General features: G+C 66.7%; 17 protein-coding genes and 1 tRNA gene. 13 read left to right on the forward strand and 5 right to left on the reverse strand.

Annotated features, from left to right (window positions below):
* Nucleotides 1-174 precede the first annotated feature (174 nt).
* From C4N9_RS06560 to C4N9_RS06570, 3 genes are read left to right on the forward strand one after another with little or no spacing between them, the layout of a single operon-like run.
* A complete protein-coding gene (locus C4N9_RS06560; RefSeq protein ID WP_109532487.1) occupies nt 175-1,443 on the forward strand; it encodes a pilus assembly protein TadG-related protein in 1,269 nt (422 codons plus the stop codon).
* Nucleotides 1,440-1,976 carry a TadE/TadG family type IV pilus assembly protein gene (locus tag C4N9_RS06565; protein ID WP_109532488.1) on the forward strand — a complete coding sequence of 179 codons (537 nt, stop codon included), beginning with the start codon at nt 1,440-1,442 and terminating at the stop codon, nt 1,974-1,976. Before C4N9_RS06560 ends, C4N9_RS06565 begins: the two co-directional genes overlap by 4 nt.
* Nucleotides 1,977-1,984: 8 nt before the next feature.
* The gene (locus C4N9_RS06570; RefSeq protein ID WP_146195131.1) at nt 1,985-3,829 is read left to right on the forward strand and encodes a TadE/TadG family type IV pilus assembly protein; all 1,845 of its coding nucleotides are present in this window, start codon (nt 1,985-1,987) and stop codon (nt 3,827-3,829) included.
* 36 nt (nt 3,830-3,865) lie between these two features.
* On the opposite strand, the gene C4N9_RS06575 is transcribed toward C4N9_RS06570, so the two are convergent.
* The gene (locus C4N9_RS06575) at nt 3,866-4,459 is read right to left on the reverse strand and encodes a TetR/AcrR family transcriptional regulator (RefSeq protein WP_109532490.1); all 594 of its coding nucleotides are present in this window, start codon (nt 4,457-4,459) and stop codon (nt 3,866-3,868) included.
* 119 nt (nt 4,460-4,578) lie between these two features.
* Here C4N9_RS06575 and C4N9_RS06580 point away from each other — a divergent pair, with 119 nt between their 5' ends.
* The 6 genes from C4N9_RS06580 to C4N9_RS06605 all read left to right on the forward strand — a co-directional run bounded on the left by C4N9_RS06580 (nt 4,579) and on the right by C4N9_RS06605 (nt 10,111).
* Entirely contained in the window at nt 4,579-4,887 is a 309-nt protein-coding gene (locus C4N9_RS06580) for a hypothetical protein (RefSeq protein ID WP_109532491.1), read from the forward strand.
* A 141-nt stretch (nt 4,888-5,028) separates the two neighbouring features.
* Nucleotides 5,029-6,327, forward strand: a complete 1,299-nt coding sequence (locus C4N9_RS06585) for a homoserine dehydrogenase (RefSeq protein ID WP_109532492.1) — start codon at nt 5,029-5,031, stop codon at nt 6,325-6,327.
* A gap of 222 nt (nt 6,328-6,549) precedes the next feature.
* Entirely contained in the window at nt 6,550-7,515 is a 966-nt protein-coding gene (gene glpX, locus C4N9_RS06590; RefSeq protein WP_109532579.1) for a class II fructose-bisphosphatase, read from the forward strand.
* 10 nt (nt 7,516-7,525) lie between these two features.
* The gene (gene recJ, locus C4N9_RS06595) at nt 7,526-9,268 is read left to right on the forward strand and encodes a single-stranded-DNA-specific exonuclease RecJ (RefSeq protein WP_109532493.1); all 1,743 of its coding nucleotides are present in this window, start codon (nt 7,526-7,528) and stop codon (nt 9,266-9,268) included.
* A 236-nt stretch (nt 9,269-9,504) separates the two neighbouring features.
* Nucleotides 9,505-9,579, forward strand: a tRNA-Glu gene (locus C4N9_RS06600).
* A gap of 235 nt (nt 9,580-9,814) precedes the next feature.
* Nucleotides 9,815-10,111, forward strand: a complete 297-nt coding sequence (locus C4N9_RS06605) for a hypothetical protein (RefSeq protein WP_109532494.1) — start codon at nt 9,815-9,817, stop codon at nt 10,109-10,111.
* A gap of 85 nt (nt 10,112-10,196) precedes the next feature.
* Here C4N9_RS06605 and C4N9_RS06610 read toward each other — a convergent pair whose 3' ends face one another.
* Complete coding sequence (locus tag C4N9_RS06610) at nt 10,197-10,844, reverse strand: L,D-transpeptidase (protein WP_109532495.1); 648 nt, start codon at nt 10,842-10,844, stop codon at nt 10,197-10,199.
* 197 nt (nt 10,845-11,041) lie between these two features.
* Nucleotides 11,042-12,721 carry an ABC transporter permease gene (locus C4N9_RS06615; RefSeq protein ID WP_109532496.1) on the reverse strand — a complete coding sequence of 560 codons (1,680 nt, stop codon included), beginning with the start codon at nt 12,719-12,721 and terminating at the stop codon, nt 11,042-11,044.
* A 200-nt stretch (nt 12,722-12,921) separates the two neighbouring features.
* Between C4N9_RS06615 and C4N9_RS06620 the strand changes: the two genes are divergently transcribed.
* Nucleotides 12,922-13,959 carry an extracellular solute-binding protein gene (locus tag C4N9_RS06620; protein ID WP_109532497.1) on the forward strand — a complete coding sequence of 346 codons (1,038 nt, stop codon included), beginning with the start codon at nt 12,922-12,924 and terminating at the stop codon, nt 13,957-13,959.
* Nucleotides 13,960-14,166: 207 nt separating this feature from the next.
* Nucleotides 14,167-15,000 (forward strand): glutathione-dependent disulfide-bond oxidoreductase, encoded by an 834-nt coding sequence (gene yghU / locus C4N9_RS06625; RefSeq protein ID WP_109532498.1) that lies wholly within the window; start codon nt 14,167-14,169, stop codon nt 14,998-15,000.
* A 34-nt stretch (nt 15,001-15,034) separates the two neighbouring features.
* On the opposite strand, the gene xth is transcribed toward yghU, so the two are convergent.
* Nucleotides 15,035-15,811, reverse strand: coding sequence for an exodeoxyribonuclease III (gene xth / locus C4N9_RS06630; RefSeq protein ID WP_109532499.1), 777 nt, complete (start codon nt 15,809-15,811; stop codon nt 15,035-15,037).
* A 164-nt stretch (nt 15,812-15,975) separates the two neighbouring features.
* On the opposite strand from xth, the gene C4N9_RS06635 reads away from it, so the two are divergent.
* The gene (locus tag C4N9_RS06635) at nt 15,976-17,835 is read left to right on the forward strand and encodes a SurA N-terminal domain-containing protein (protein WP_109532500.1); all 1,860 of its coding nucleotides are present in this window, start codon (nt 15,976-15,978) and stop codon (nt 17,833-17,835) included.
* A gap of 40 nt (nt 17,836-17,875) precedes the next feature.
* The gene (gene trpE, locus C4N9_RS06640) at nt 17,876-19,396 is read left to right on the forward strand and encodes an anthranilate synthase component I (protein WP_245902478.1); all 1,521 of its coding nucleotides are present in this window, start codon (nt 17,876-17,878) and stop codon (nt 19,394-19,396) included.
* A gap of 132 nt (nt 19,397-19,528) precedes the next feature.
* Here trpE and C4N9_RS06645 read toward each other — a convergent pair whose 3' ends face one another.
* A complete protein-coding gene (locus tag C4N9_RS06645; protein ID WP_109532501.1) occupies nt 19,529-21,073 on the reverse strand; it encodes a trimethylamine methyltransferase family protein in 1,545 nt (514 codons plus the stop codon).
* Nucleotides 21,074-21,127 lie beyond the last annotated feature (54 nt).

A 21,127-nucleotide genomic window follows, 5' to 3' on the forward strand; every position in this document is an offset into this window, starting at 1 on the left:
GCCACAACCCGCGCGGTCGCAAACGCCCCTCTGAAACAGTCCGTTTCCGGATTACCGCTTTTCGCGCCCGATCCTTGCCACAATCGGGCGCCGCCGCGCCGTATTTCGGCCACCGCCCGGGCCTAGGTAATCCGGGTATCGTGCCGCCGTGCATATCTGTAAAAGGTGATCCGAATGCTGTCCCCGCGCCAGCCCAGGGCTCTTTGGGCCAATCATCCCTTCATTGCCGGTCTCTTTCGCTTTTCCCGCCAGGAAAGCGGGACGGTGGTCGTGTTCAGCCTGTTCATCCTTGTCGCGATGATCCTCGTCGGCGGCATCGCGGTGGACATGATGCGCTACGAAAACGAACGCCTGCGGATGCAGAACGCGGCGGATCGCGCGGTTCTGGCCGCGACGATGCTGCGCGAGAACAATTCCGACGCCACGCCCGAAGACATCCTGCGCGCCTATTTCGCCGCCGAAGGGTTCAGCGACCAGCTCGGCTCGAATTTCCGGATCGAACAGGATGACGAGGACGGGCGCGTCGTCACCGTCTTCCCCTCGGGCACCGTGCCCTCGCTGTTCACCCAGTTCGTGGGCGTCGACAACTTCGCCATGACCACCCCCGCCCGCGCCGCCGAGCAATTCGACGGCGGACCCGATGTCGAGCTGGTGATGGTGCTGGACGTTTCGGGGTCGATGAACGGGCAACAGAAGATCGTCGCGATGCGCGACGCCGCCGCAGAGCTGGCGACCACGCTTCTCAACGACGCCGAGGAAGTCGGGGATGTCGGCATCACGCTGGTTCCCTATGACACCTGGGTTCTGCCGCCGACCGGGTTTCTCAACAGCTTCGTCAACGTGATCGGCACGGGGGCGTGCAACGACTTCAGCAACTGGAACACGATCACGAACACGCTGAGCCTGCTCAGCATCCGGCAGAATTGCGCGACCGATCCCTGGCGCATGGCGCGTCCCTATGTCAGCGACCCGGCCCTGGCCGAGCAGTACATTCAGGATCTCCGCGCGGCGGGGACAACCTCGATCGATCTGGGCGTGCGTTTCGGGGCGATGTTCTTCGACCCGGACCTGCGCCCCGTCATCAGCGAACTGATCGCCAATGGCGAGGTCGACCCTGCCTTCGAGGGTCGGCCCTATGACTGGGACGAACCCAATGTCGTGCGCGCCCTCATCCTGCTGACCGACGGCACCAATTGCTGCGGCGAGCGCTACGGCACGCAGACCCAGGACGACAACACGCTGAGCGTGTGCAACGCGCTGAAGGATCAGGGCGTCCTGATCTACGCCATCGCCTACCAGGCGCCCAGCGCAGGGGCCGCCCTGATGCAGGGCTGCGCCTCGTCGCCCAGCCATTACTTCAACACCTCGGCCGACGAGATCATCAGCGTCTTCGAAGGCATCACCACGTCGATCCAGACGCAGCAATTGCGGTTGACGCTGTGACAGCCCTGCCACGCCTTCTGCGCCGTTTCGCGCGCCGCGAGGCCGGCACGACCACGGTCGAATTCGTGATCGTGCTGCCGATGGTGCTGGCGCTGCTGTTCTCGTCCATCGATTACGGCATCGTCATGCTGCGGCAGGTCTTTCTGGACCGCGCCGTCGACATCGCCGTGCGGCAGGTGCGGCTGGGCAACGTGACGGGTGCGCAATACGACAATTTCCGCCAGCTCATCTGCGACAACACCTTCCTGATCGCCGATTGCGTGAACTCGATGGCGGTCGAGATGCATCCCGTCGATACCGCGACCTGGACCGGGCTCGATACCGACGCCCAATGCGTCAACCGCGAGCTCGAGCTGCATCCCGTCGTCTCCTTCCGCCCGGGCAACGGCGCGCAGGAGCTGATGCTGATCCGCGTCTGCGCCGTGGCCGATCCCTTCATCAGGCTGACCGGGCTGGTCATGGGGATGCCCGAAGACGAATCCGGCGGCTTCTTTCTGGTGTCCCACGCCGCTTTCGCCAACGAACCCACATGAGGTCCGCCATGCTTGACCAGTGCAGAGTGTACGCCGCCGGCTTCGACCGGGTTCGCCGCCGGGCGCGGGGTTTCGTCACCGGCGCGCGGGGCTCGGTGTCGATCGAGTTCGTCCTGTCCCTGCCGCTGATGCTGTGGGGCCTCGCCGCGATGGTGGTGTTCTTCAACGGCTACCAGGCGCGCTATCACGCGCAAATGGCCGCGCAGACCGTGGCCGACATCATGTCGCGCGAAACCAACCTGTTCACGGCCAATTACATCGAGGGCCTGAACGACGTCTACGATTTCCTTGCCGATAACACCTATGAAACCCGGCTGCGCGTGTCGTCGGTGATCTGGGATTCCGCGAACGAGCGGAACCGGCTGCAATGGTCCTATGCGACCCGCGATCTGTCCGAGCTGCCCGCCGACGTGTTCGAGCTGCTCGATAACGGCGATTATGCGGGCCTGCAGCAAGCCTTCGGCGAAGACGAGTCCGTCACCTTCGCCAATGCCGTCTACCAGATGCCGGTCGAAGACCTTGCCGACCGTATCCCGCCCGTCCTGCCCGGCGAGGCGCTGCTCCTGGTCGAGGCGTTCTCGCTGTGGGAGCCTTTCGCCAATGTAGGGATCGGCCAGCTTCGGTTTTCTCCGGTCATCGTGGTGCGCCCGCGCTTCGCGCCCTGGATCAATTTCGACGGGATCGAGCCGATCTATCCCGAAACCGATTACGAGATCGCCTGGACCGGCGGCGGCAACGAGGAACTGCCCGATCCCGGCGACGAGGTCGACGAGCCCGATCCCGATACCGGGCAGGTCGCGAGCTTCGGCTTCGACGACGGCGTCACCACGGGCTTTTCGCAAAGCACGATCACCCAGAACGGCCCCAACGGCGCCTATCTCGGGCCGTTCGGGCAGGCAACGCGCAACGCGCCGGTCACGCTGAACGTGTCCTTGCCGCAAGCGGGCAGTGTCGCGACGATCGAGTTCGATTTTCTCAGGATCGACAGCTGGGACGGGTTCGACGCGACATGGGGCGGGACGCTGGGCGACAGTTTCACGGTGATGATCGACGGCACACCGATCTCGATGGATCCCTTCGTGCATTCCACGCTTGCGCCCTATCCCCGGAGCCGCGCCTCGGCCGGATACCTGCGGTCGATGACCTACCGCATGACGATGACCCCGACGAGCCCGCTGCAAAACGTCACCGGCCAGTATTACGAGGACCAGACCTGGCATGTCGTGCTGACCATCGACAACGCGCCGCAGACTTTCCAGCTGGGTTTTTCCTCGACCCTGAGCGAGGACATCAACAACGAGGCCTGGGGCCTCGACAACCTGACGATCGCGTCGGCGGGCAGTGGAACGGCGCCGAGCTTCATCGCCGACCCGGCCCGTGCGCTCGGCGCGGATCCCAACACCCGCTTCCCGCGCTATTCAGGCTGCCCCGATTACCGGATCGCCGCGCCGTGGCTGTCCATGGGACGCTCGGATCTGGCCACCGGCATTCGCATGCCGCAGCGCACCGGAACGTCGACCAACCTGAGCGCCTGTGGCAACACGCTGCGCGGATGGGGCTGGATGAATGCCTCGCCCCACCTGATCCTCAATTACGACAACGAGAATATCAGCTCGACCAGCACGGCGCTGCAATTGCGTCTGGATGACGGCAACAGCGGCTATACCTGCGACACCACGCTCGCGGTGCGCGACCCGAACGGCCAGTGGTATTTCAATGACGATTACTCGGGCTGGAACGCGGGGCTGCGGATCACCAACGCGCCGTCGGGTCAATACGTGATCTTCACCGGAGGCTATAGCAGCACCGCTTGCAATGCCCACCTGATCATCGATGAGTGGACCAACCGCTGAGCCGGGCAACCCGGATCGGGACAGGGGCGCGCGGGGTCAGACCCGGGCGCCCGCCGCGTTCAGCACCATATCGACATAGATATCCTCGACCCGGTCGCGGCTGAGCCGCCCGCCCTCGCGGAACCAGGTATTCACCCCGGTCAGCATGGCGATCAGCGCCATCGTCGCAAGCTTGGTGTCGGGCACGGTCAGCGTGCCTTCGTCCTGACCCGCGCGCAGGATGCTCTCGAGCTCGGCCTCGTAGCATGAGCGCAGGGCACCGATCCGCGCGAAATTCTCGGGGGTGAGGTTACGCAACTCCATATAGGCGATGAAGACCGCATCCGCGCGCGCGGCGTGAAAGCGGATGTGGAAGCGCGCGAAATGCTCGAGCCGGTCGCGCGCATCGCCCTTGGGCGCCTCGGCCCGCCACGCGGCCAGCAAGGCTTCCATGTGGTCGGACATCGCGTCGAACAGAAGGCTCTGCTTGTCGGCGGTGTAAAGATAGAGCGCACCGGCCTGCACCCCCACCTCGGCGGCGATCTGGCGCATCGAGACCGCCGCGTAGCCGTCGCGCGCAAACAGCCGCAAGGCGGTCTCGCGCAGTTTGGGGCCGGTGATCTCGGCGCGGGATCCGGGTTTTCGAGCCATGCCGCATTTTCACTGAACGCCCGTTCAATTCAAGCCCGGATGCGCCCCTCGCCGCCGCTTTGCCGCTTCACACCCAACCGGGCGGTTGTTACCATGCCGCGATCTGACCCGAGGCCCGCATGACCCGCATCTCCGTCCCTTCCCTTGCCCTTGCCGCGTTGCTGGGCCTGTCGGCCTGTGCGACGGTTGCGGCCGATGCCCCGGCCCTGCTGCCGCAATCGGTGATCGACGCCCGCACGCAGGGAGCCGCGGATCCCAGCCGGGCACAGGCCAGCAGCGCGGCGCTGAACGCCCGCGCGGCCAGCCTGCGCGCCCGCGCCCAGCAAATGCGCTATCAGGGCCTGTCTTTTGCCGATTACGCCGAGATGCGCCGCCGCGCACTGGCGCTTGATGAACAGGCGACGGACGCGCAAGCGGGCAGCAACTGAACCGCCTTTGCGAGGCAACGACAGGACCACGGGCCTTGCGCGGCCCGCATCGCCCATCGGCGCATTGCGCCTCTGGCGGCTCTCGGATAATCCAAGCGCGACGCCCGCGCCCCCGCGCGGGCAGGTAATCCGGAGCTTTTCATGTCGTCCCCTTCTTCCGCCCCCTTGCGTCTGGGCATCGCCGGTCTCGGGACCGTCGGTATCGGTGTGGTCAAGATCGTCCAGACCCATGCCGAGATGATCATGCGCCGGGGCGGTCGGCCTATCGAGATCGTCGCGGTCAGCGCCAATTCGCGCACCAAGGAACGCGGCGCGGATATCTCGGGCTATGCGTGGGAAGACGATCCCGTGGCTTTGGGCCGGCGCGACGACATAGACGTCGTGATCGAACTGATGGGCGGCGAGAACGGCGCGGCCAAGGCGCTTGTCGAGACCGCGCTGAAGAACGGCAAGGATGTCGTCACCGCCAACAAGGCCCTGCTGGCCCGCCACGGCACCGAACTGGCCCGGCTGGCCGAATCCCACGACCGCGTGCTGCGCTTCGAAGCCGCCGTCGCGGGCGGCATCCCCGTGATCAAGGCCCTGACCGAGGGGCTGGCCGGCAACCGTATCACCCGCGTGATGGGCGTGATGAACGGCACCTGCAACTACATCCTGACGCGGATGGAGGCGACCGGACAGGGCTATAACGTGCTCTTCGACGAGGCGTTCAAGCTGGGCTATCTGGAAGCCGATCCCAATCTCGACGTGGGCGGCATCGATGCGGGTCACAAGCTGAGCCTGCTGTCGGCCATCGCCTTCGGCACCGAGGTCGATTTCGACAATGTCGTTCTGCAGGGGATCGGCTCGATCTCGCTCGACGATATCCGGCTGGCGCGCGACATGGGCTATTCGATCAAGCTTCTGGGCGTGGCGCAGATGACCGGGCGGGGGCTGGAGCAGCGCATGACGCCCTGTCTGGTGCCGGAAACGCATCCGCTGGGCCAGCTTCAGGGCGGGACCAACATGGTGGTGATCGAAGGTGACTCGGTCGGCCAGATCGTCCTGCGGGGCGCCGGAGCGGGCGAAGGCCCGACCGCCAGCGCGGTGATGGGCGATGTGCTCGACATCGCGCGCGGGTTGCGGCTGCCGGTCTTCGGCCAGCCAGCCGCGACGCTCACCGACGCGCCGCCCGCCGTCGTCAGCGCGGGCGCGCCGTGGTATCTGCGCATGACGCTCTTGGACAAGCCCGGCGCGCTGGCCAAGATCGCCACGCTTCTGGGCGAAAGCGGGATCTCCATCGCGCGGATGCGGCAATATTCGCATGACGGCACCGACGCGCCCGTGCTGATCGTGACGCACAAGGCCTCGTCGGACGATATCAGCTTCGCGCTGGCGAAATTCGCCGAAACCGGGGTCGTCGTGGGCGACCCGGTGGCGCTGCGCATCGAAGAGGTCTGAGCGTCACCGCCCTGAGGGGGTCGGGCGGCTGGCCGCCGCCCCCTCCCTCGCTCACCGCTGAATCGCCGCATCCGCGCCATGCTCTTGCTTGAAGCGCGGCGCATGGGTTTTGACACCTTTTGCCCTCCCAAGCGGGCGTTAGCGGCACCAGCGTTGTCCCGCTCCCCCGCCCGCGCTATGCAGGTCGCGCAACCCGCGCCCGGTTTCAATCAAGGAATGATCATGTCCGACTCTCCCCTGTTTCACGATCGCATGCTGTCGCTGGGCCTCGCCCGCGTGTCCGAGCAGGCGGCGATGGAATCCGCCGACTGGATCGGCCGCGGCGACGAAAAGGCGGCCGACCAGGCGGCCGTCAACGCCATGCGCAACCAGCTTAACCTGCTGGACATCAAGGGCGTCGTGGTCATCGGCGAGGGCGAGCGCGACGAGGCGCCGATGCTCTATATCGGCGAGGAAGTCGGCAACGGGAACGGCCCCGAGGTGGATATTGCCCTCGACCCGCTCGAAGGCACCACGCTGACCGCCAAGGACATGCCGAACGCGCTGACTGTCATCGCCATGGCGCCGCGCGGCACGCTGCTGCACGCACCCGACGTCTACATGGACAAGCTGGCCATCGGTCCGGGCTATGCCCCGGGCACCGTGACGCTGGACATGGAGCCCGCCGAGCGCGTGCGCGCTCTGGCCAAGGCCAAGGGCTGCGAGACCACCGACATCACCTGCTGCATCCTCGAGCGTCCGCGCCACGAGGATCTGATCCGCGAAGTGCGCTCGACTGGCGCCTCGATCCGCCTGATCACCGATGGCGACGTCGCGGGCGTGATCCACTGCGCCGAGCCGCACCTGACCGGCATCGACATGTATATGGGCTCGGGCGGTGCGCCCGAGGGCGTTCTGGCCGCTGCCGCGCTGAAGTGCATGGGCGGGCAGATGTTCGGCCGGCTGCTGTTCCGCAACGATGACGAGCGCGGGCGCGCGGCCAAGGCCGGGATCACCGAACTCGACCGCGTCTATAGCCGCGACGAACTGGTGACGGCGGACGTGATCTTCTCGGCCACCGGCGTGACCAATGGCTCGATCGTGCAGGGCATCAAGCGCGAGCCCGGCTGGATCGAAACCGAAACCCTGCTGATGCGCTCGAAAACCGGCTCGGTGCGGCGCATGATCTACCGCAACCCGGTGAAATGAACCCGGTGACATGACTGCCTATCTTGGCGTTGAAACATCGCTGACGGGCCGACGCTGGGTCGGCCCGGGCACCGAGAGGGAACGACAGGCCGAGGCGCTGGCACAAGCCACGCGCCTGCCTTTGGCGCTGTGTTCGGTTCTGGCGCATCGTCAGGTCCCCCCCGACGAGGCCGCCGGTTTCCTCGCGCCCTCGCTGCGCGCGCTCTTGCCCGATCCCCGGCTTCTGCGCGACATGGAGAAAGCCGCAGCCCGCCTTCTGTCCGCGCTGAAATCGCGCGAGAAGATCGCCGTGTTCGGTGATTACGACGTGGATGGCGGCGCGTCCTCGGCGCTTCTGCTCTGCTGGCTGCGCGCCATGGGCCACGACGCCACGCTTTATATTCCCGACCGTATCGACGAAGGCTACGGCCCCAACGAACCGGCGATGGAAGCGCTGGCTCGCGACCACGGGCTGATCGTCTGCGTCGATTGCGGCACGCTCTCGCACGGCCCCGTCGCGGCGGCCAAGGGCGCCGACGTGGTCATCCTCGATCACCACCTCGGCGGCGAGACGCTGCCCGAGGCGCTGGCCGTGGTGAACCCCAACCGACAGGACGAATCGGGCGATCTGGGCCATCTCTGCGCGGCGGGCGTGGTCTTCCTGCTGCTGGTTGAAGCCAATCGCCAGCTGCGCGACGACGGCGTCAGGGGCCCCGACCTGATGGGCTATCTCGACCTTGTGGCGCTGGCGACGGTGGCCGATGTGGCGCCGCTGATCGGCGTCAATCGCGCCTTCGTGCGGCAGGGGCTCAAGGTCATGGCGCAGCGCGGGCGTCCCGGTCTGGTCGCGCTCAGTGATGTGGGCCGTATCGACCAGGCGCCGACCCCCTACCATCTGGGCTTCGTTCTGGGCCCGCGCGTCAATGCGGGCGGACGGATCGGCGCGGCCGATCTGGGCGCGCGGCTTCTGTCGACCGACAACGCGTTCGAAGCGCAAAAGATCGCGGCCCAGCTCGATCAGCTCAACGACGACCGCCGCGCCATCGAACAGGCGGTGCGCGAGGAGGCGCTCGCGCAAGCCGAGTTCCGGGGCCTCGACGGCCCGCTGGTCTGGGCCGCCGCCGAGGGCTGGCATCCGGGCGTGATCGGCATCGTCGCCGCACGGCTGAAAGAGGCCACCAATCGCCCCGCCGTGGTGATCGCGCTCGACGGGGACGAGGGCAAGGGCTCGGGCCGCTCGGTCGCGGGGGTGGATCTGGGCGCCTCGATCCAAAGGCTCGCGCTGGAGGGCCTCCTTGTGAAAGGCGGCGGTCACCGGATGGCCGCGGGCCTGACCGTGACGCGCGACCGACTCGAGTCGGCAATGGAACGGTTGGGCGAGCTCTTGGCCAAGCAGGGAGCCGGCCAGGGCGGCGCGGGCGATCTGCGGCTCGACGGGCTGTTGATGCCGGGCGCCGCGACGGTCGGGATGGTCGAAACGCTCGAACAGGCCGGACCTTTCGGACAAGGTGCCCCTGCCCCGCGATTCGCCTTCCCGTCGATGGCGATTCTCGATGCCCGCCAGATCGGCACAGGCCACCTGAAACTGCGATTCGGCGACCCGGCGGGCGCCTCGCTCGAGGCCATTGCCTTCGGCGCCTATGACGGCCCGCTGGGCGCGGCGCTGGCCCGGCGCACGCCCGGCCTTTGGCACCTCGCCGGCAAGGTCGAGATCAATTCCTGGGGCGGCCGCAACCGCGTGCAGCTTCGCCTCGACGACGCCGCGCCCGCCTGACCGGGCGCCCGGGACGGCCTGAAACGCTTTGGAAATCCGCCCGTCAGTGCCCTCTCAAGGCGCTGAGATGCCTGTCACAACCGTGAAACGAGGCGGCCCGAAACGCTCGGTCGTGCACGACGAAAAAAGTTGTCACGAAGGCGAAAAATTCCCCTTGCGCCCGCCCGGACGCTGGCCTAAACACCGCCTCACGCCGGAAGCGAAACGCTGACAAGCATCGCAGAAAGCGCAAAGGTGGCCCGTTCGTCTATCGGTTAGGACGCCAGGTTTTCAACCTGGAAAGAGGGGTTCGACTCCCCTACGGGCTGCCACTTTTCCTTATACAGACACGTTTTCAAGTGCCTTTCGGGGCGCTCCTTTGCGTATGCGTGCGCCCCCTTCACCCGCAGTCGAGCCCCCTTCCCGGGCAAGCTGTTGCAGATCGGCACCCCCGGCGCGCAGCGATCCGGAGAGTATTTTCCGCTGTGAAAGAACCGTGTACTGCTTGACCCGATCGGGACTTGCGCAACCATTGTCCCAGACTGCCTTTTCGGAACCGGGGGTTTCATGACACTCTATCGCAGACTTTCAGCGGGTTCGCTGCTGGTGCTTTCCGTCGCTCTTGCCGGCTGCGTCAGCACCACCGCGCCAGACCCGACCAACGAATCCCAGTTCCTGCCGGAGCTGCCCGAAGGCATCATGAACGTGGTGGCCCCGAACCAGGACCTGACCGCCGTGCGCATCATGCCTTCGGATGGCTGCTACTGGTACCGTCACAGCAATGTCGTCGAAACGACCTTCGTGCCGCTGCGCACGCGCGACGGGCGGATGATCTGCACCAATGCCGGGGCACCCGCGGCGTAACGCCGGCAGGGGATGGGAAATGACAAAGGGCGCCGCGATTGCGGCGCCCTTCTGCATGTCGGGTCTGCGGGGTCGGTCTGCGCAGTCACGCCGCGTAGAGATGCGCCGTGGCGCCGACCTCGACCTGGTCGTACAGGTTGATGATATGCGGCATCACCATCCGCACGCAGCCCGAGCTGGCACGCGAGCCGATCGACCAGGGCTGCGGCGTGCCGTGGATGCGCAGATAGGTGTCGCGGTTGCCCACATAGAGATAGAGCGCGCGCGCGCCCAGGGGGTTCTCGGGGCCGCCCGGCATGCCGCCGGCGAATTCCTGGTATTCCGGGTTGCGGCGGATCATGTTCGCCGTGGGCGTCCAGGAGGGCCAGCGCGCCTTGCGGCCGATGCGGAAGGTCCCCGCTTCGTACAGGTCGTCCTGGCCGATGGCGACGCCGTAGCGCATTGCCGTCCCGTCGCCCTGGATGTGGTAGAGATAGCGCGCCACCGCGTCGACATGGATGTCGCCCGCGCGCAGGCCGTCATTGGCCTCGACCCGGCGCGGCAGGAAGCGCGGATGCAGATCCCAGGGGTTGGAAAAGGACGGGTCGTAGCCCGCGGGCGTGACCTGCGCGTCCCAGCTGTCCCACTGGCTTTCCTGAGCGGTCTGGGCGAAGAGCTGGCGCGGGCCAGCGACAAAGGGCGCGGCCAGGGCAGCGGCGGCGCTTTTGGCGATGAAAGAGCGTCTGGACGTCACGGAACTGTTCCTCTTGTCGGCCGGGCGAGCAGCGCCGGCAGATTATCGGTGGTCATAAGCAAAATATGCGCCGACGGGCAAGCGTGGCAAACCCGTTGCGGCCTGTTAGGGGCAGATTCGCGCTCACAGATGCGTAACCCGGAATGCTTTCGGGGCGTTTCCGGCCCGGCTGGGGTGTTTCGGACGCGTCGCGAGGTTCAATGCGCCGAGGGATTGTCCATCGCCCGGCTGAGCAGGATTACCGGGATGATCCCGATGGCGACGATCAGCATGGCCGAGGTCGAGGCCTCGTCCAGCCGCCCGTCCGACGCCAGTCGATAGGTCCGAATCGCCAACGTATCGAGGTTGAAGGGCCGCACGATCAGCGTCGCGGGCAGTTCCTTGAGCACATCGGCGAAGATGAAGATCGCCGCCGACAGAAGCCCGCCGCGCAGAAGCGGGAAATGCACCGTCGCCAGCGTCCGCGCGGGCCCTGAACCAAGCCCCCGCGCGGCCTCGTCCAGCGAGGGCGGAATGCGCTGCAAAGACGCCTCGATCGTGTTGAGCGAAATGGCGAGGAACCGCACCGCATAGGCAAAGATCAGCCCGAAATAGGAGCCGGTCAGCAAAAGCCCGGTCGAGATGTCGAAGGTCTCGCGCATCCAGGCATCGAGGCTGCGATCGACCCAGCTGAGCGGCAGCAGGATCCCCACGGCGATCACCGCGCCCGGCATCGCGTAGCCGATCCCCGCAACCCCCAGCGCGCCACGCACCGCAGGCCCGCCATCGAGCCGCCGCGCATAGGCCAGGAAAACCCCGAGCGTCAGCAGCACGAGCGCGGCCAGGGCGGCCAGCATCAGCGAATTCCCGGCAAAGGCGTAGAAACGCGGGCCCCACATCGGATCCCCCACCAGGAATGCACGGCGCGCCAGATCGGCGAAGGGAAAGACAAAGCCCGCGACGATGGGAAAGGCGCACAGCCCCATCACGATCGCCGCGCGCCAGCCGGTCAGCGGACGCCGCGCCGCCGCGCTGGCCGATTGTCCGCCCGGATCGCCCACATAGCGCCGCGAGCCGCGCAACAGCCGCTCCAGCACCAGCGCCACGCCGACGAGCCCGATCAGCAGCGCCGCGATCTGCGCCGCCGCCACCGGCTCGCCCCGCGCGAACCAGGTGCGGAAAATGCCCGAGGTCAGCGTCTGCACGCCCAGATGCTGCACGGTGCCGAAATCGGCCAGCGTCTCCATCCCCACGAAGGCGCAGCCCGCGACGATGGCCGGGCGTGCCATCGGCAGGGCCACGCGGAAGAAGGCCCCGCGCGCCGACTGGCCCAGCGCCCGGGCCGCCTCGATCAGGTGCAGCGACTGCGTGGCAAAGGCCGCGCGGGCCAACAGGTAGACATAGGGATAGAGCACCAGCGCCAGCATGATCGCCGCGCCCGGCAGGCTGGCGATGTCCGGAAACCAGTAATCCCGCCGCCCCCAACCGAACAGCGCGCGCAGGGCCGACTGAACGGGACCGGCGAAGGTGAAGGTCTCGTAATAGACATAGGCGATGACATAGCCCGGCATCGTCATCGGCAGCATCAGCGCCCATTGCAGCACGCCCCGGCCCCGGAACTCGAAGCCCGCGATCAGCCAGCCCGCGCCCACCCCCATCGCCGCCGCCAGCGCGATGGTCAGCATCACCAGAAACAGCGAATTGCGCAGGTAAAGCGGCAGCACGGTCGAGGCCAGATGCGCCCAGGCGCCGTCCGAGGGCAGGAAGACCTGAGCCACCACCGCCAGAATCGGCAGCGCGATGAAGGCGGCGATCACCAGCGCACCCAGCGTCCAGCCGCCGGGCCTGAAGCGCCGCGACCGCGCGGTCGAAGAAAGGGTGTCGTGGGTCGTGGCCATGTGGCGTCCTGCACATCCGGCTCTTCCCCTAGCGGATGGCCGCCGGGCTGTCCAGTTTTCCGATTCTTATTGTCGGATTATATTCCGATTGTTATTGTCAGGAATGCCGCGAGCCTTTATGCCTCGGGGCGTCCGGGTCGGAACCGACCCTTCCCCCGCCCGCCCCGCCCGGGGCGATTTTCTTACGTCCGGAGGACCTTATGTTTCGCAATCTGACGGCTCTTGGTACTGCTTTCACCGCATTGCTGACCGCCGCCGCGCCGGCCGCGCTGGCACAGGAAGTCAACCTGTATTCCTCGCGCCATTACGACACCGACCTGCGCCTTTACGAGAACTTCACCGCGGCCACCGGAATCCGCATCAACCTGATCGAGGGCACCGGCGAACAGCTGCTCGAACGGATCCAGACCGAAGGCGAGGCCTCGCCGGCCGATCTGTACATCACCGTCGATGGCGGCCGCCTGCACCGCGCGGTCGAAGCGGGCGTGTTCCAGCCCATCGAGAGCGAGATCCTGGAACAGCGCGTGCCCGAGAATTTCCAGCATCCCGACAATCTGTGGTTCGGCCTGTCGTCGCGCGCACGGGTCATCTTCACCCGTGTGGGCGAGCGTCCCGACTGGCTGAACGATTACGAAGACCTCGCCGACCCGCGTCTCGAGGGCGAGATCTGCATCCGGTCCTCGTCGAATATCTACAACATCTCGCTGATGGCCGAGATGATCGAGGTCCTGGGCGCCGAAGGGGCCGAGGAATGGGCCGCGGGCGTGAACAACAACCTCGCCCGCCAGCCGCAGGGCGGCGACCGCGACCAGCTGCGCGCGCTGGCGGCCGACGAATGCTCGGTCGCGGTGTCGAACACCTATTACTGGGGCGCGCTCGCTGCGTCGGACAACCCCGATGATGTCGCCGTCGCCGAGGCGGTCGAGTTCTTCTATCCCAACCAGGGGACCGAGGACGAGCCGGGGCGCGGCGCGCATGTCAACATCTCGGGCGCGGGCGTGACCCAGCACGCTCCGAACCGCGAGAACGCGATCCGCTTCCTGGAATACCTGGTGTCGGATGAAGCACAGGCGATCTTTGCGGATTCCAACAACGAATTCCCGATCGTCCCGGGCGTCGAGATCCACGGCCCCGTCGCCCCCTTCACCGATTTCCGCAATTCGGGCGTCAACGTTTCGGTCTACGGGCTGAACGCGGGCGAGGCGACGGACATCTTCGACCGCGTGGGCTTCCCGTAATCCGACGCCCCGGGTGACCGGGTCGTCAGGGGGGCTGTCTGCCCCCCTCGGCCTGCGGCCTCACCCCCCGAGGATATTTGCGGAACAAAGATGAAGGGGCCTCCTCTGCGGGGCCCCTTTTGTCATGCCCCGAGGCGGGGCGCCCTTGACCTCGGGCGATCCGTTCGCATGTTCACCAAGACGATCTCATTTAGCCAAGGATACCCGATGCCGAGTGACAGCTACACGCCCCCGAAGGTCTGGACCTGGGAACAGGAGAGCGGCGGGCGCTTTGCCTCGATCAACCGGCCCATCGCCGGCCCCACGCATGACAAGGAGCTGCCGGTCGGCGAGCATCCGTTCCAGCTGTATTCGCTGGGCACGCCCAATGGCGTGAAAGTCACCATCCTGTTCGAAGAGCTGCTGGCGGCGGGCCATGCGGGCGCGGAATACGATGCCTGGCTGATCAATATCGGCGAGGGCGACCAGTTCGGCTCGGACTTCGTGGATATCAACCCGAACTCGAAGATCCCGGCGCTGATGGACCGCTCGGGGTCTGAGCCGGTGCGGGTGTTCGAATCGGCCTCGATCCTGTTCCACCTGGCCGAGAAATTCGGCGCCTTCCTCCCCGCCTCGGGTCCCGCGCGGACCGAGGTGATGAACTGGGTCTTCTGGCAGATGGGCGCGGCGCCCTATCTGGGTGGCGGCTTCGGGCATTTCTATGCCTATGCGCCCGAGAAATACGAATACCCGATCAACCGTTTCGCGATGGAGGTGAAGCGCCAGCTCGACGTGCTGGACCGCAATCTGGCCGACCGCAAATGGATCGCGGGCCACGAGTACACCATCGCCGACATGGCGATCTATCCGTGGTACGGGCGGCTTGTCGAAGGCGGGGCCTATGACGCGGGCGAGTTCCTGTCGGTGCACGAATACAAGAACGTGGTCCGCTGGGCGGCCGACATGGCGGCGCGCCCGGGTGTCGCGCGCGGCAAGCGGGTCAACAAGCCCAGCCCCGAGGACGGCATCCGCGAACGCCACAGCGCGGCGGATCTGGACTGACGGCAGAAGGGCGGCCCCGGTGGCCGCCCTTTCCTCAGGCCGCGAGCTCCACCCAGACCGGGGTGTGGTCCGACGGCTTCTCCCAGTCGCGCGGCGCGGTTTCGATCCAGCAATCGGTCAGGCGGTCGGCCGCCTTGGGCGACAACAGCCAATGATCGATGCGGATGCCGTCATTCTTCGGCCGCGCGCCCGCCTGGTAATCCCAGAAGGAATAGAGCCCCGGTTCGGGATGGCGCAGCCGCAGCGCGTCGTAGAGCCCCATCGTTTCGAGCCGGCGAAAGGCCGCGCGGCTTTGCGGCAGGAACAGCGCATCCTCGCGCCAGGCGTCGGGGCGGGCGGCATCCTCGGGCTGGGGGATGACGTTGTAATCCCCCGCGAAAGCCACCGGGATCTCGCGCGCGATCAGCGCCGCAGCACGTGCGCGCAGCCGCTCCATCCAGCTCAGCTTGTAGTCGTATTTCGGCCCCGGCGCCGGGTTGCCGTTGGGCAGGTAGAGCCCGCAGACGCGCAGCCCCGTCTCGCCGATATCGGCCTCGATATAGCGGGCCTGTTCGTCGCTCTCATCCCCTGGCAGGCCGCGCGTGACATCGTGAAGCGGCAGCTTCGACAGGATCGCCACGCCGTTGAAGCCCTTCTGCCCGTGGGTTTCCAGATGATAGCCGCGATCCTCGATCAGGGCGCGAGGAAAGGCCTCGTCCACCGACTTGATTTCCTGCAGCACCGCCACGTCCGGGGCGGAGGTATCAAGCCAGCGGCCAAGCACCTCGGCCCGGGCCTTGACACCGTTGATATTGAAGGTGGCGAGTTTCATGCGATCTCCTGCTGCGCGGGCCGCCAGAATGGCATTGCGGCGGGGGGACGGCAACCGCCCGGGCGCGCCGGAGCGATTGCAGTGCCGCGCCCTCCGCAACCGGCTTGCCCCGCGCCGCCTGAGCCAATACACAACAGCCAGCATTGACAATCGGAGCCCATTCGATGGCCAAGAAATCGAGCGCGCAGAATATCGTTATGTGGATCCTGATGATCCTCCTGATCGCCGGTCTGGGGGGCTTCGGGATCGACAGCTTTCTGGGAAGCCGCGTGACCTCGATCGGCCAGGTAGGCGATCGGAGCATCCCGGCGCAGACCTATGCCAACGCCCTGCAGCAGGAAATGAACGCCTATGGCCAGCAGATCGGCGAGCCGGTCACGCTGGCCCGCGCGCAGCAGTTGCGCATCGACGAAAGCGTGCGCTCGCAGCTGATCGTGCAGGCCGCGCTGGATAACGAGGCCGAGCGGATCGGCATCTCGGTCGGCGACGCGGCGGTGCAGGAGGCGCTGGTAGGCATCGACGCCTTCCAGGGGCCGACCGGCGGCTTCGACCGCGAGACCTATCGCTTCCGGCTGGAAAACAGTGGCCAGACGCCCGCGCAGTTCGAGGAAGAGCTGCGCCGCGACACCGCGCGCAGCCTCTTGCAGACCGCGACCGCCGCGGGGATCGAAACCCCCGCCAATCTGCGCGCCGCGCTGATGGATTACTACGCCACGCCGCACAGCTTCGACGTCTTCACGCTGACCGAAGAGATGCTGCCCGAGCCGGTCGCCGCGCCTTCGGACGAGGCTGTGCAGGCCTATTACGACGCCAATATCGAGAACTTCACCGCGCCCGAAATGCGCCGCATCACCTATGCGTGGCTGACGCCGGAAATGGTGCGCGACGAGGTCGTGCTGTCCGACGAGGCGATCCGCACGCTCTACGATCAGCGTATCGACGAATACGTCCAGCCCGAGCGGCGCCTGGTCGAGCGGCTGGTCTTCGGCACCGAAGACGAGGCGCAACAGGCGCTGGCACGGATCGAGGCGGGCGAAACCAGCTTCGACGCGCTGGTCGAGGCGCGTGGCCTGACGCTTGACGACGTCGATCTGGGCGATGTCAGCGAGGCTCAGCTCGGTGCCGCGGGCGAGACGGTCTTCGCGCTGGATGAGGCCGGTGCGGTGGTGGGTCCCCTGCCCTCGTCGCTGGGGCCGGCGCTCTATCGCATGAATGCCATCCTGAACGCGCAGGAAGTCAGCTTCGAGGAAGCCCGCGACGAGCTGCGCGACGAGCTGGCCGCCGATGGCGCGCGCCGCCTGATTGCCGACCGTCGCGAGGCGCTCGACGACCTGCTGGCCGGAGGCGCCACGCTCGAGGACATGGCCGACGAGACCGAGATGCAGCTGGGCACGATCACCTGGAGCGCGGAGTCGAACGAGGGCATCGCCGCCTATACCGAATTCGCCGATGCCGCCGCTGCCGTGTCCGCCGACGATTTCCCCGAACTGGGCGGGCTGTCGGATGGCGGGCTGTTCGCGCTGCGTCTTGACGAGGTGATCCCGCCCGCGCCGCGTCCGCTCGACGAGGTTCGCGAGGCGGTCGCCGCTGCCGCGCGCGAGCAGGCGGTCGAGGCCGCGCTGATGGCGCTGGGTCAGGAATGGAGCGCCGAGCTGGCCTCGGACGGCGTCGAAGCCTTTGCCGAGACGCACGAGATCGCCGCCGAAAGCTTCGAGGGTGTGACGCGGCTGGACCGCGTGGCGCAGATCCCGAACGAGATGATGGAATCGCTGATGTCCGCCGAGCCGGGCACGCCGATTCTGAACGTCGCCGATGGCCGGGCGCTGCTGGCGCTGACCGGCCCGGTGGGTGACGCCGACCCCGAGAACCCGCAGACCGCGCAGCTGATGCAGAGCATCGACAGCCAGATCGGCCAGGCCCTGGCGCAGGACGTCTATACGTACTTCGCCCGCGCGCTGCAGGCCGAGGCGGGGATCTCGCTCGACCAGAACGCGATCAACGCCGTCCACGCCAATTTCCGCTGACGCCCGTCGCGGCCCTCACCCGTCTTGAAAGGCCCCGCCCGTGACCCATTCCGCCCTTCTGACCCCCTCGTTCGCCGAGTTCGAAGCCGGTTGGAACCGGGGCGAAAATCAGGTCGTCTATGCCCGGCTGGCGGCGGATCTGGACACGCCGGTCTCGCTGATGCTGAAGATCGTCGGCAACCGCAAAGACAGCTTTATGCTGGAATCGGTGACCGGCGGCGAGGTGCGGGGGCGGTATTCGATCATCGGCACCAAGCCCGATCTGATCTGGCAATGCCGGGGCAATGCCAGCCGCCTGAACCGCGAGGCGCGGTTCGACGAGGCGGCCTTTGTCGACCTGCCGGGACATCCGCTGCAGGAACTCCGCGCGCTTCTGGCCGAAAGCCGCATCGCGCTGCCCAAGGATCTGCCAGCCGCCTCGGCCGGTCTGTTCGGCTATCTGGGCTATGACATGATCCGTCTGGTCGAGGATCTGCCGCAGACCAACCCGGACCCGCTGGACCTGCCCGACGCGGTGCTGATGCGGCCCTCGGTCGTCGCGGTGCTGGACGGGGTCAAGGGCGAGGTGACGGTCGTGTCGCCCGCCTGGGTGGCCTCGGGGCTCAGCGCGCGCGCTGCCTATGCGCAGGCGGCCGAGCGGGTGATGGATGCGCTGCGCGATCTCGAACGCGAGGCCGCCTCGGGCGGGCGCGCGCTGGGAGACATGGCGCAGGTGGGCGAGCCGCGCTCGAATTTCACCAAGGACGGCTACAAGGCCGCGGTCGAGAAGGCCAAGGATTACATCCGCGCGGGCGACATCTTCCAGGTCGTGCCCTCGCAACGCTGGGCACAGGATTTCCCCCTGCCGCCCTTCGCGCTCTACCGCTCGCTCAGGCGCACGAACCCGTCGCCCTTCATGCTGTATTTCGACTTCGGCGGGTTTCACGTCGTCGGCGCCTCGCCCGAGATCCTGGTGCGGGTGCGCGACCGCGAGGTGACGATCCGCCCGATTGCCGGCACCCGCCCGCGCGGCGCCACGCCCGAAGCCGACAAGGCGCTCGAAGCCGACCTGATGGCCGACAAGAAGGAGCTGGCCGAGCATCTGATGCTGCTGGATCTGGGCCGCAACGATGTCGGCCGGGTGGCGAAGATCGGCACGGTCCATCCGACCGAGAAATTCATCATCGAGCGGTACAGCCATGTCATGCATATCGTCTCGAACGTGGTGGGCGAGATCCGCGACGACGAAGACGCGCTGTCGGCGCTGCTGGCCGGGCTTCCCGCGGGCACCGTTTCGGGCGCGCCGAAGATCCGCGCGATGGAGATCATCGACGAACTCGAACCCGAGAAACGCGGCGTCTATGGCGGCGGCGTCGGGTATTTCTCGGCCGATGGCGAGATGGATTTCTGCATCGCGCTGCGCACCGCGGTGCTGAAGGACGGGGTGATGTATATCCAGTCCGGCGGCGGTGTCGTCTATGACAGCGATCCCGAAGCCGAATGGCAGGAAACGGTCAACAAGGCCAAGGCCCTGCGCGCCGCCGCCGAGGGCGCCGGCCTGTTCGTGCGCGGGAACGGCTGAGCGCCGGACGGTCCCCGTCCGCACCGTCGCGAACGCGTGGCTGCGCCTGACACCCGGAATGAAAAAGGCCGCGCCCTTGCAGACGCGGCCAGGCTGTAGGGTGCGTGCTGTGCACGCACCGCCCTGCCCCTCTCAACCGAAGGCGTCGGGTTCGCTCGCCTTGCGCTGGTCGACGAAGGCCTGCAGCGCTTCGACGATGGCCGGATCGATGGCCGGGGCCTGATAATCGCGCAGAAGCTTCTTCACCCGCACATTGGCAAGCTGCGAGGAATCGCGCGCGCCTTCTTCTTCCCAGGTCTCGTAGGGCTTGTAATCCAGCACCTCGGTGCGCCAGAACGCGGTCTTGAAGTTGTTCTGCGTGTGCTGGCAGCCGAGGAAGTGACCGCCCGGCCCCACTTCGCGCAGCGCGTCCATGGCCTGCCCGTTATCGTCCATATAGACGCCCTTGGCGAGGTGATGCAGCGTGCCCAGCTGATCGGCATCCAGCACGAATTTCTCGTAGCTCGACACCAGACCGCCTTCCAGCCAGCCGCAGGCATGAAGCATGAAGTTGACCCCCGCGAGCAACGCCATGTTGAGCGAGTTCGCGGTCTCGTAGGCGGCCTGCGCGTCGGGCAGCTTCGAGCCGCAGAACGAGCCGCCCGACCGGTAGGGCAGGTTCAGGCGGCGGGCGAGCTGGCCCACGCCATAGGTGATATGCGCGGCTTCCGGCGTGCCGAAGGTGGGCGCGCCCGAATTCATGTCGATCGAAGTCACGAAGGCGCCCATGATCACCGGCGCGCCCTTGCGGATGAGCTGGCTATAGGCCACGCCCGCCAGCACTTCGGCCAGAACCTGCGTCAGCGTGCCCGCCACCGTCACGGGCGCCATGGCGCCGCCGACGATGAAGGGCGAGATGATCGAGGCCTGATTGTTGCGCGCATAGACTTCTAGCGCGCCCATCATCACCGAATCGAAGGTCAGCGGCGAGTTGATGTTGATGAGCGAGGTCATCACCGTGTTCTGGTCGACGAAATCCTCGCCGAACAGGATCTTCGACATCCGGACCGAATCCTCGGCCCGGACGGGTTCGGTGACCGAGCCCATATAGGGCTTGTCCGACAGCGTCATATGCGCCAGCAGCATGTCCAGATGGCGCTTGTTCACCGCGACATCGGTGGGCTCGCAGACCGTGCCGCCCGAATGGTGCAGCCATTTGGACATGTAGCCCAGCTTCACGAAGTTGCGGAAATCCTCGATCGTGGCATAGCGGCGCCCGCCTTCATTGTCGCGCACGAAGGGCGGGCCATAGACCGGCGCCAGCACCAGGTTGCGGCCACCGATCTCGACATTGCGCTCAGGGTTGCGGGCATGCTGAGTGAACGCGGAGGGCGCCGTCGCGCAAAGCTGGCGGGCCAGACCGCGGGGGATGCGCACGCGCTCGCCCTGCACATCGGCCCCGGCCTCGCGCCAGCGCTGCAGCGCTTCGGGATTCTCGACGAAATTGACGCCGATTTCTTCCAGCACCGTTTCCGCGTTGTATTCGATGATTTCGAGCGCTTCCTCGTTGAGGACCTCGAAATTCGGGATATTGCGCTGGATGAACTTGGCCGTCTCGACCGAAACGGCGGTGCGCTCCGCCCGGCGGGCGGCGCCGCCGCCTCCCCGTGTCCGACGCTCGGCCCTGACTTCGCTCATCACTCATTCTCCCGCGTTGAGGGTCATGGAGCAGAGCAATATTGCCTTGGACCG

Origin of the sequence: Pararhodobacter marinus (assembly GCF_003122215.1) — a bacterium.
Classification (GTDB): domain Bacteria; phylum Pseudomonadota; class Alphaproteobacteria; order Rhodobacterales; family Rhodobacteraceae; genus Pararhodobacter; species Pararhodobacter marinus.

Coding starts and splice junctions, on each gene's coding strand:
- C4N9_RS06560 (WP_109532487.1), top strand. CDS start 175: ATGCTGTCCCCGCGCCAGCCCAGGGCTCTTTGGGCCAATCATCCCTTC.
- C4N9_RS06570 (WP_146195131.1), top strand. CDS start 1,985: ATGCTTGACCAGTGCAGAGTGTACGCCGCCGGCTTCGACCGGGTTCGC.
- C4N9_RS06575 (WP_109532490.1), bottom strand. CDS start 4,459: ATGGCTCGAAAACCCGGATCCCGCGCCGAGATCACCGGCCCCAAACTG.
- C4N9_RS06580 (WP_109532491.1), top strand. CDS start 4,579: ATGACCCGCATCTCCGTCCCTTCCCTTGCCCTTGCCGCGTTGCTGGGC.
- C4N9_RS06585 (WP_109532492.1), top strand. CDS start 5,029: ATGTCGTCCCCTTCTTCCGCCCCCTTGCGTCTGGGCATCGCCGGTCTC.
- glpX (WP_109532579.1), top strand. CDS start 6,550: ATGTCCGACTCTCCCCTGTTTCACGATCGCATGCTGTCGCTGGGCCTC.
- recJ (WP_109532493.1), top strand. CDS start 7,526: ATGACTGCCTATCTTGGCGTTGAAACATCGCTGACGGGCCGACGCTGG.
- C4N9_RS06605 (WP_109532494.1), top strand. CDS start 9,815: ATGACACTCTATCGCAGACTTTCAGCGGGTTCGCTGCTGGTGCTTTCC.
- C4N9_RS06615 (WP_109532496.1), bottom strand. CDS start 12,721: ATGGCCACGACCCACGACACCCTTTCTTCGACCGCGCGGTCGCGGCGC.
- C4N9_RS06620 (WP_109532497.1), top strand. CDS start 12,922: ATGTTTCGCAATCTGACGGCTCTTGGTACTGCTTTCACCGCATTGCTG.
- yghU (WP_109532498.1), top strand. CDS start 14,167: ATGCCGAGTGACAGCTACACGCCCCCGAAGGTCTGGACCTGGGAACAG.
- xth (WP_109532499.1), bottom strand. CDS start 15,811: ATGAAACTCGCCACCTTCAATATCAACGGTGTCAAGGCCCGGGCCGAG.
- C4N9_RS06635 (WP_109532500.1), top strand. CDS start 15,976: ATGGCCAAGAAATCGAGCGCGCAGAATATCGTTATGTGGATCCTGATG.
- C4N9_RS06645 (WP_109532501.1), bottom strand. CDS start 21,073: ATGAGCGAAGTCAGGGCCGAGCGTCGGACACGGGGAGGCGGCGGCGCC.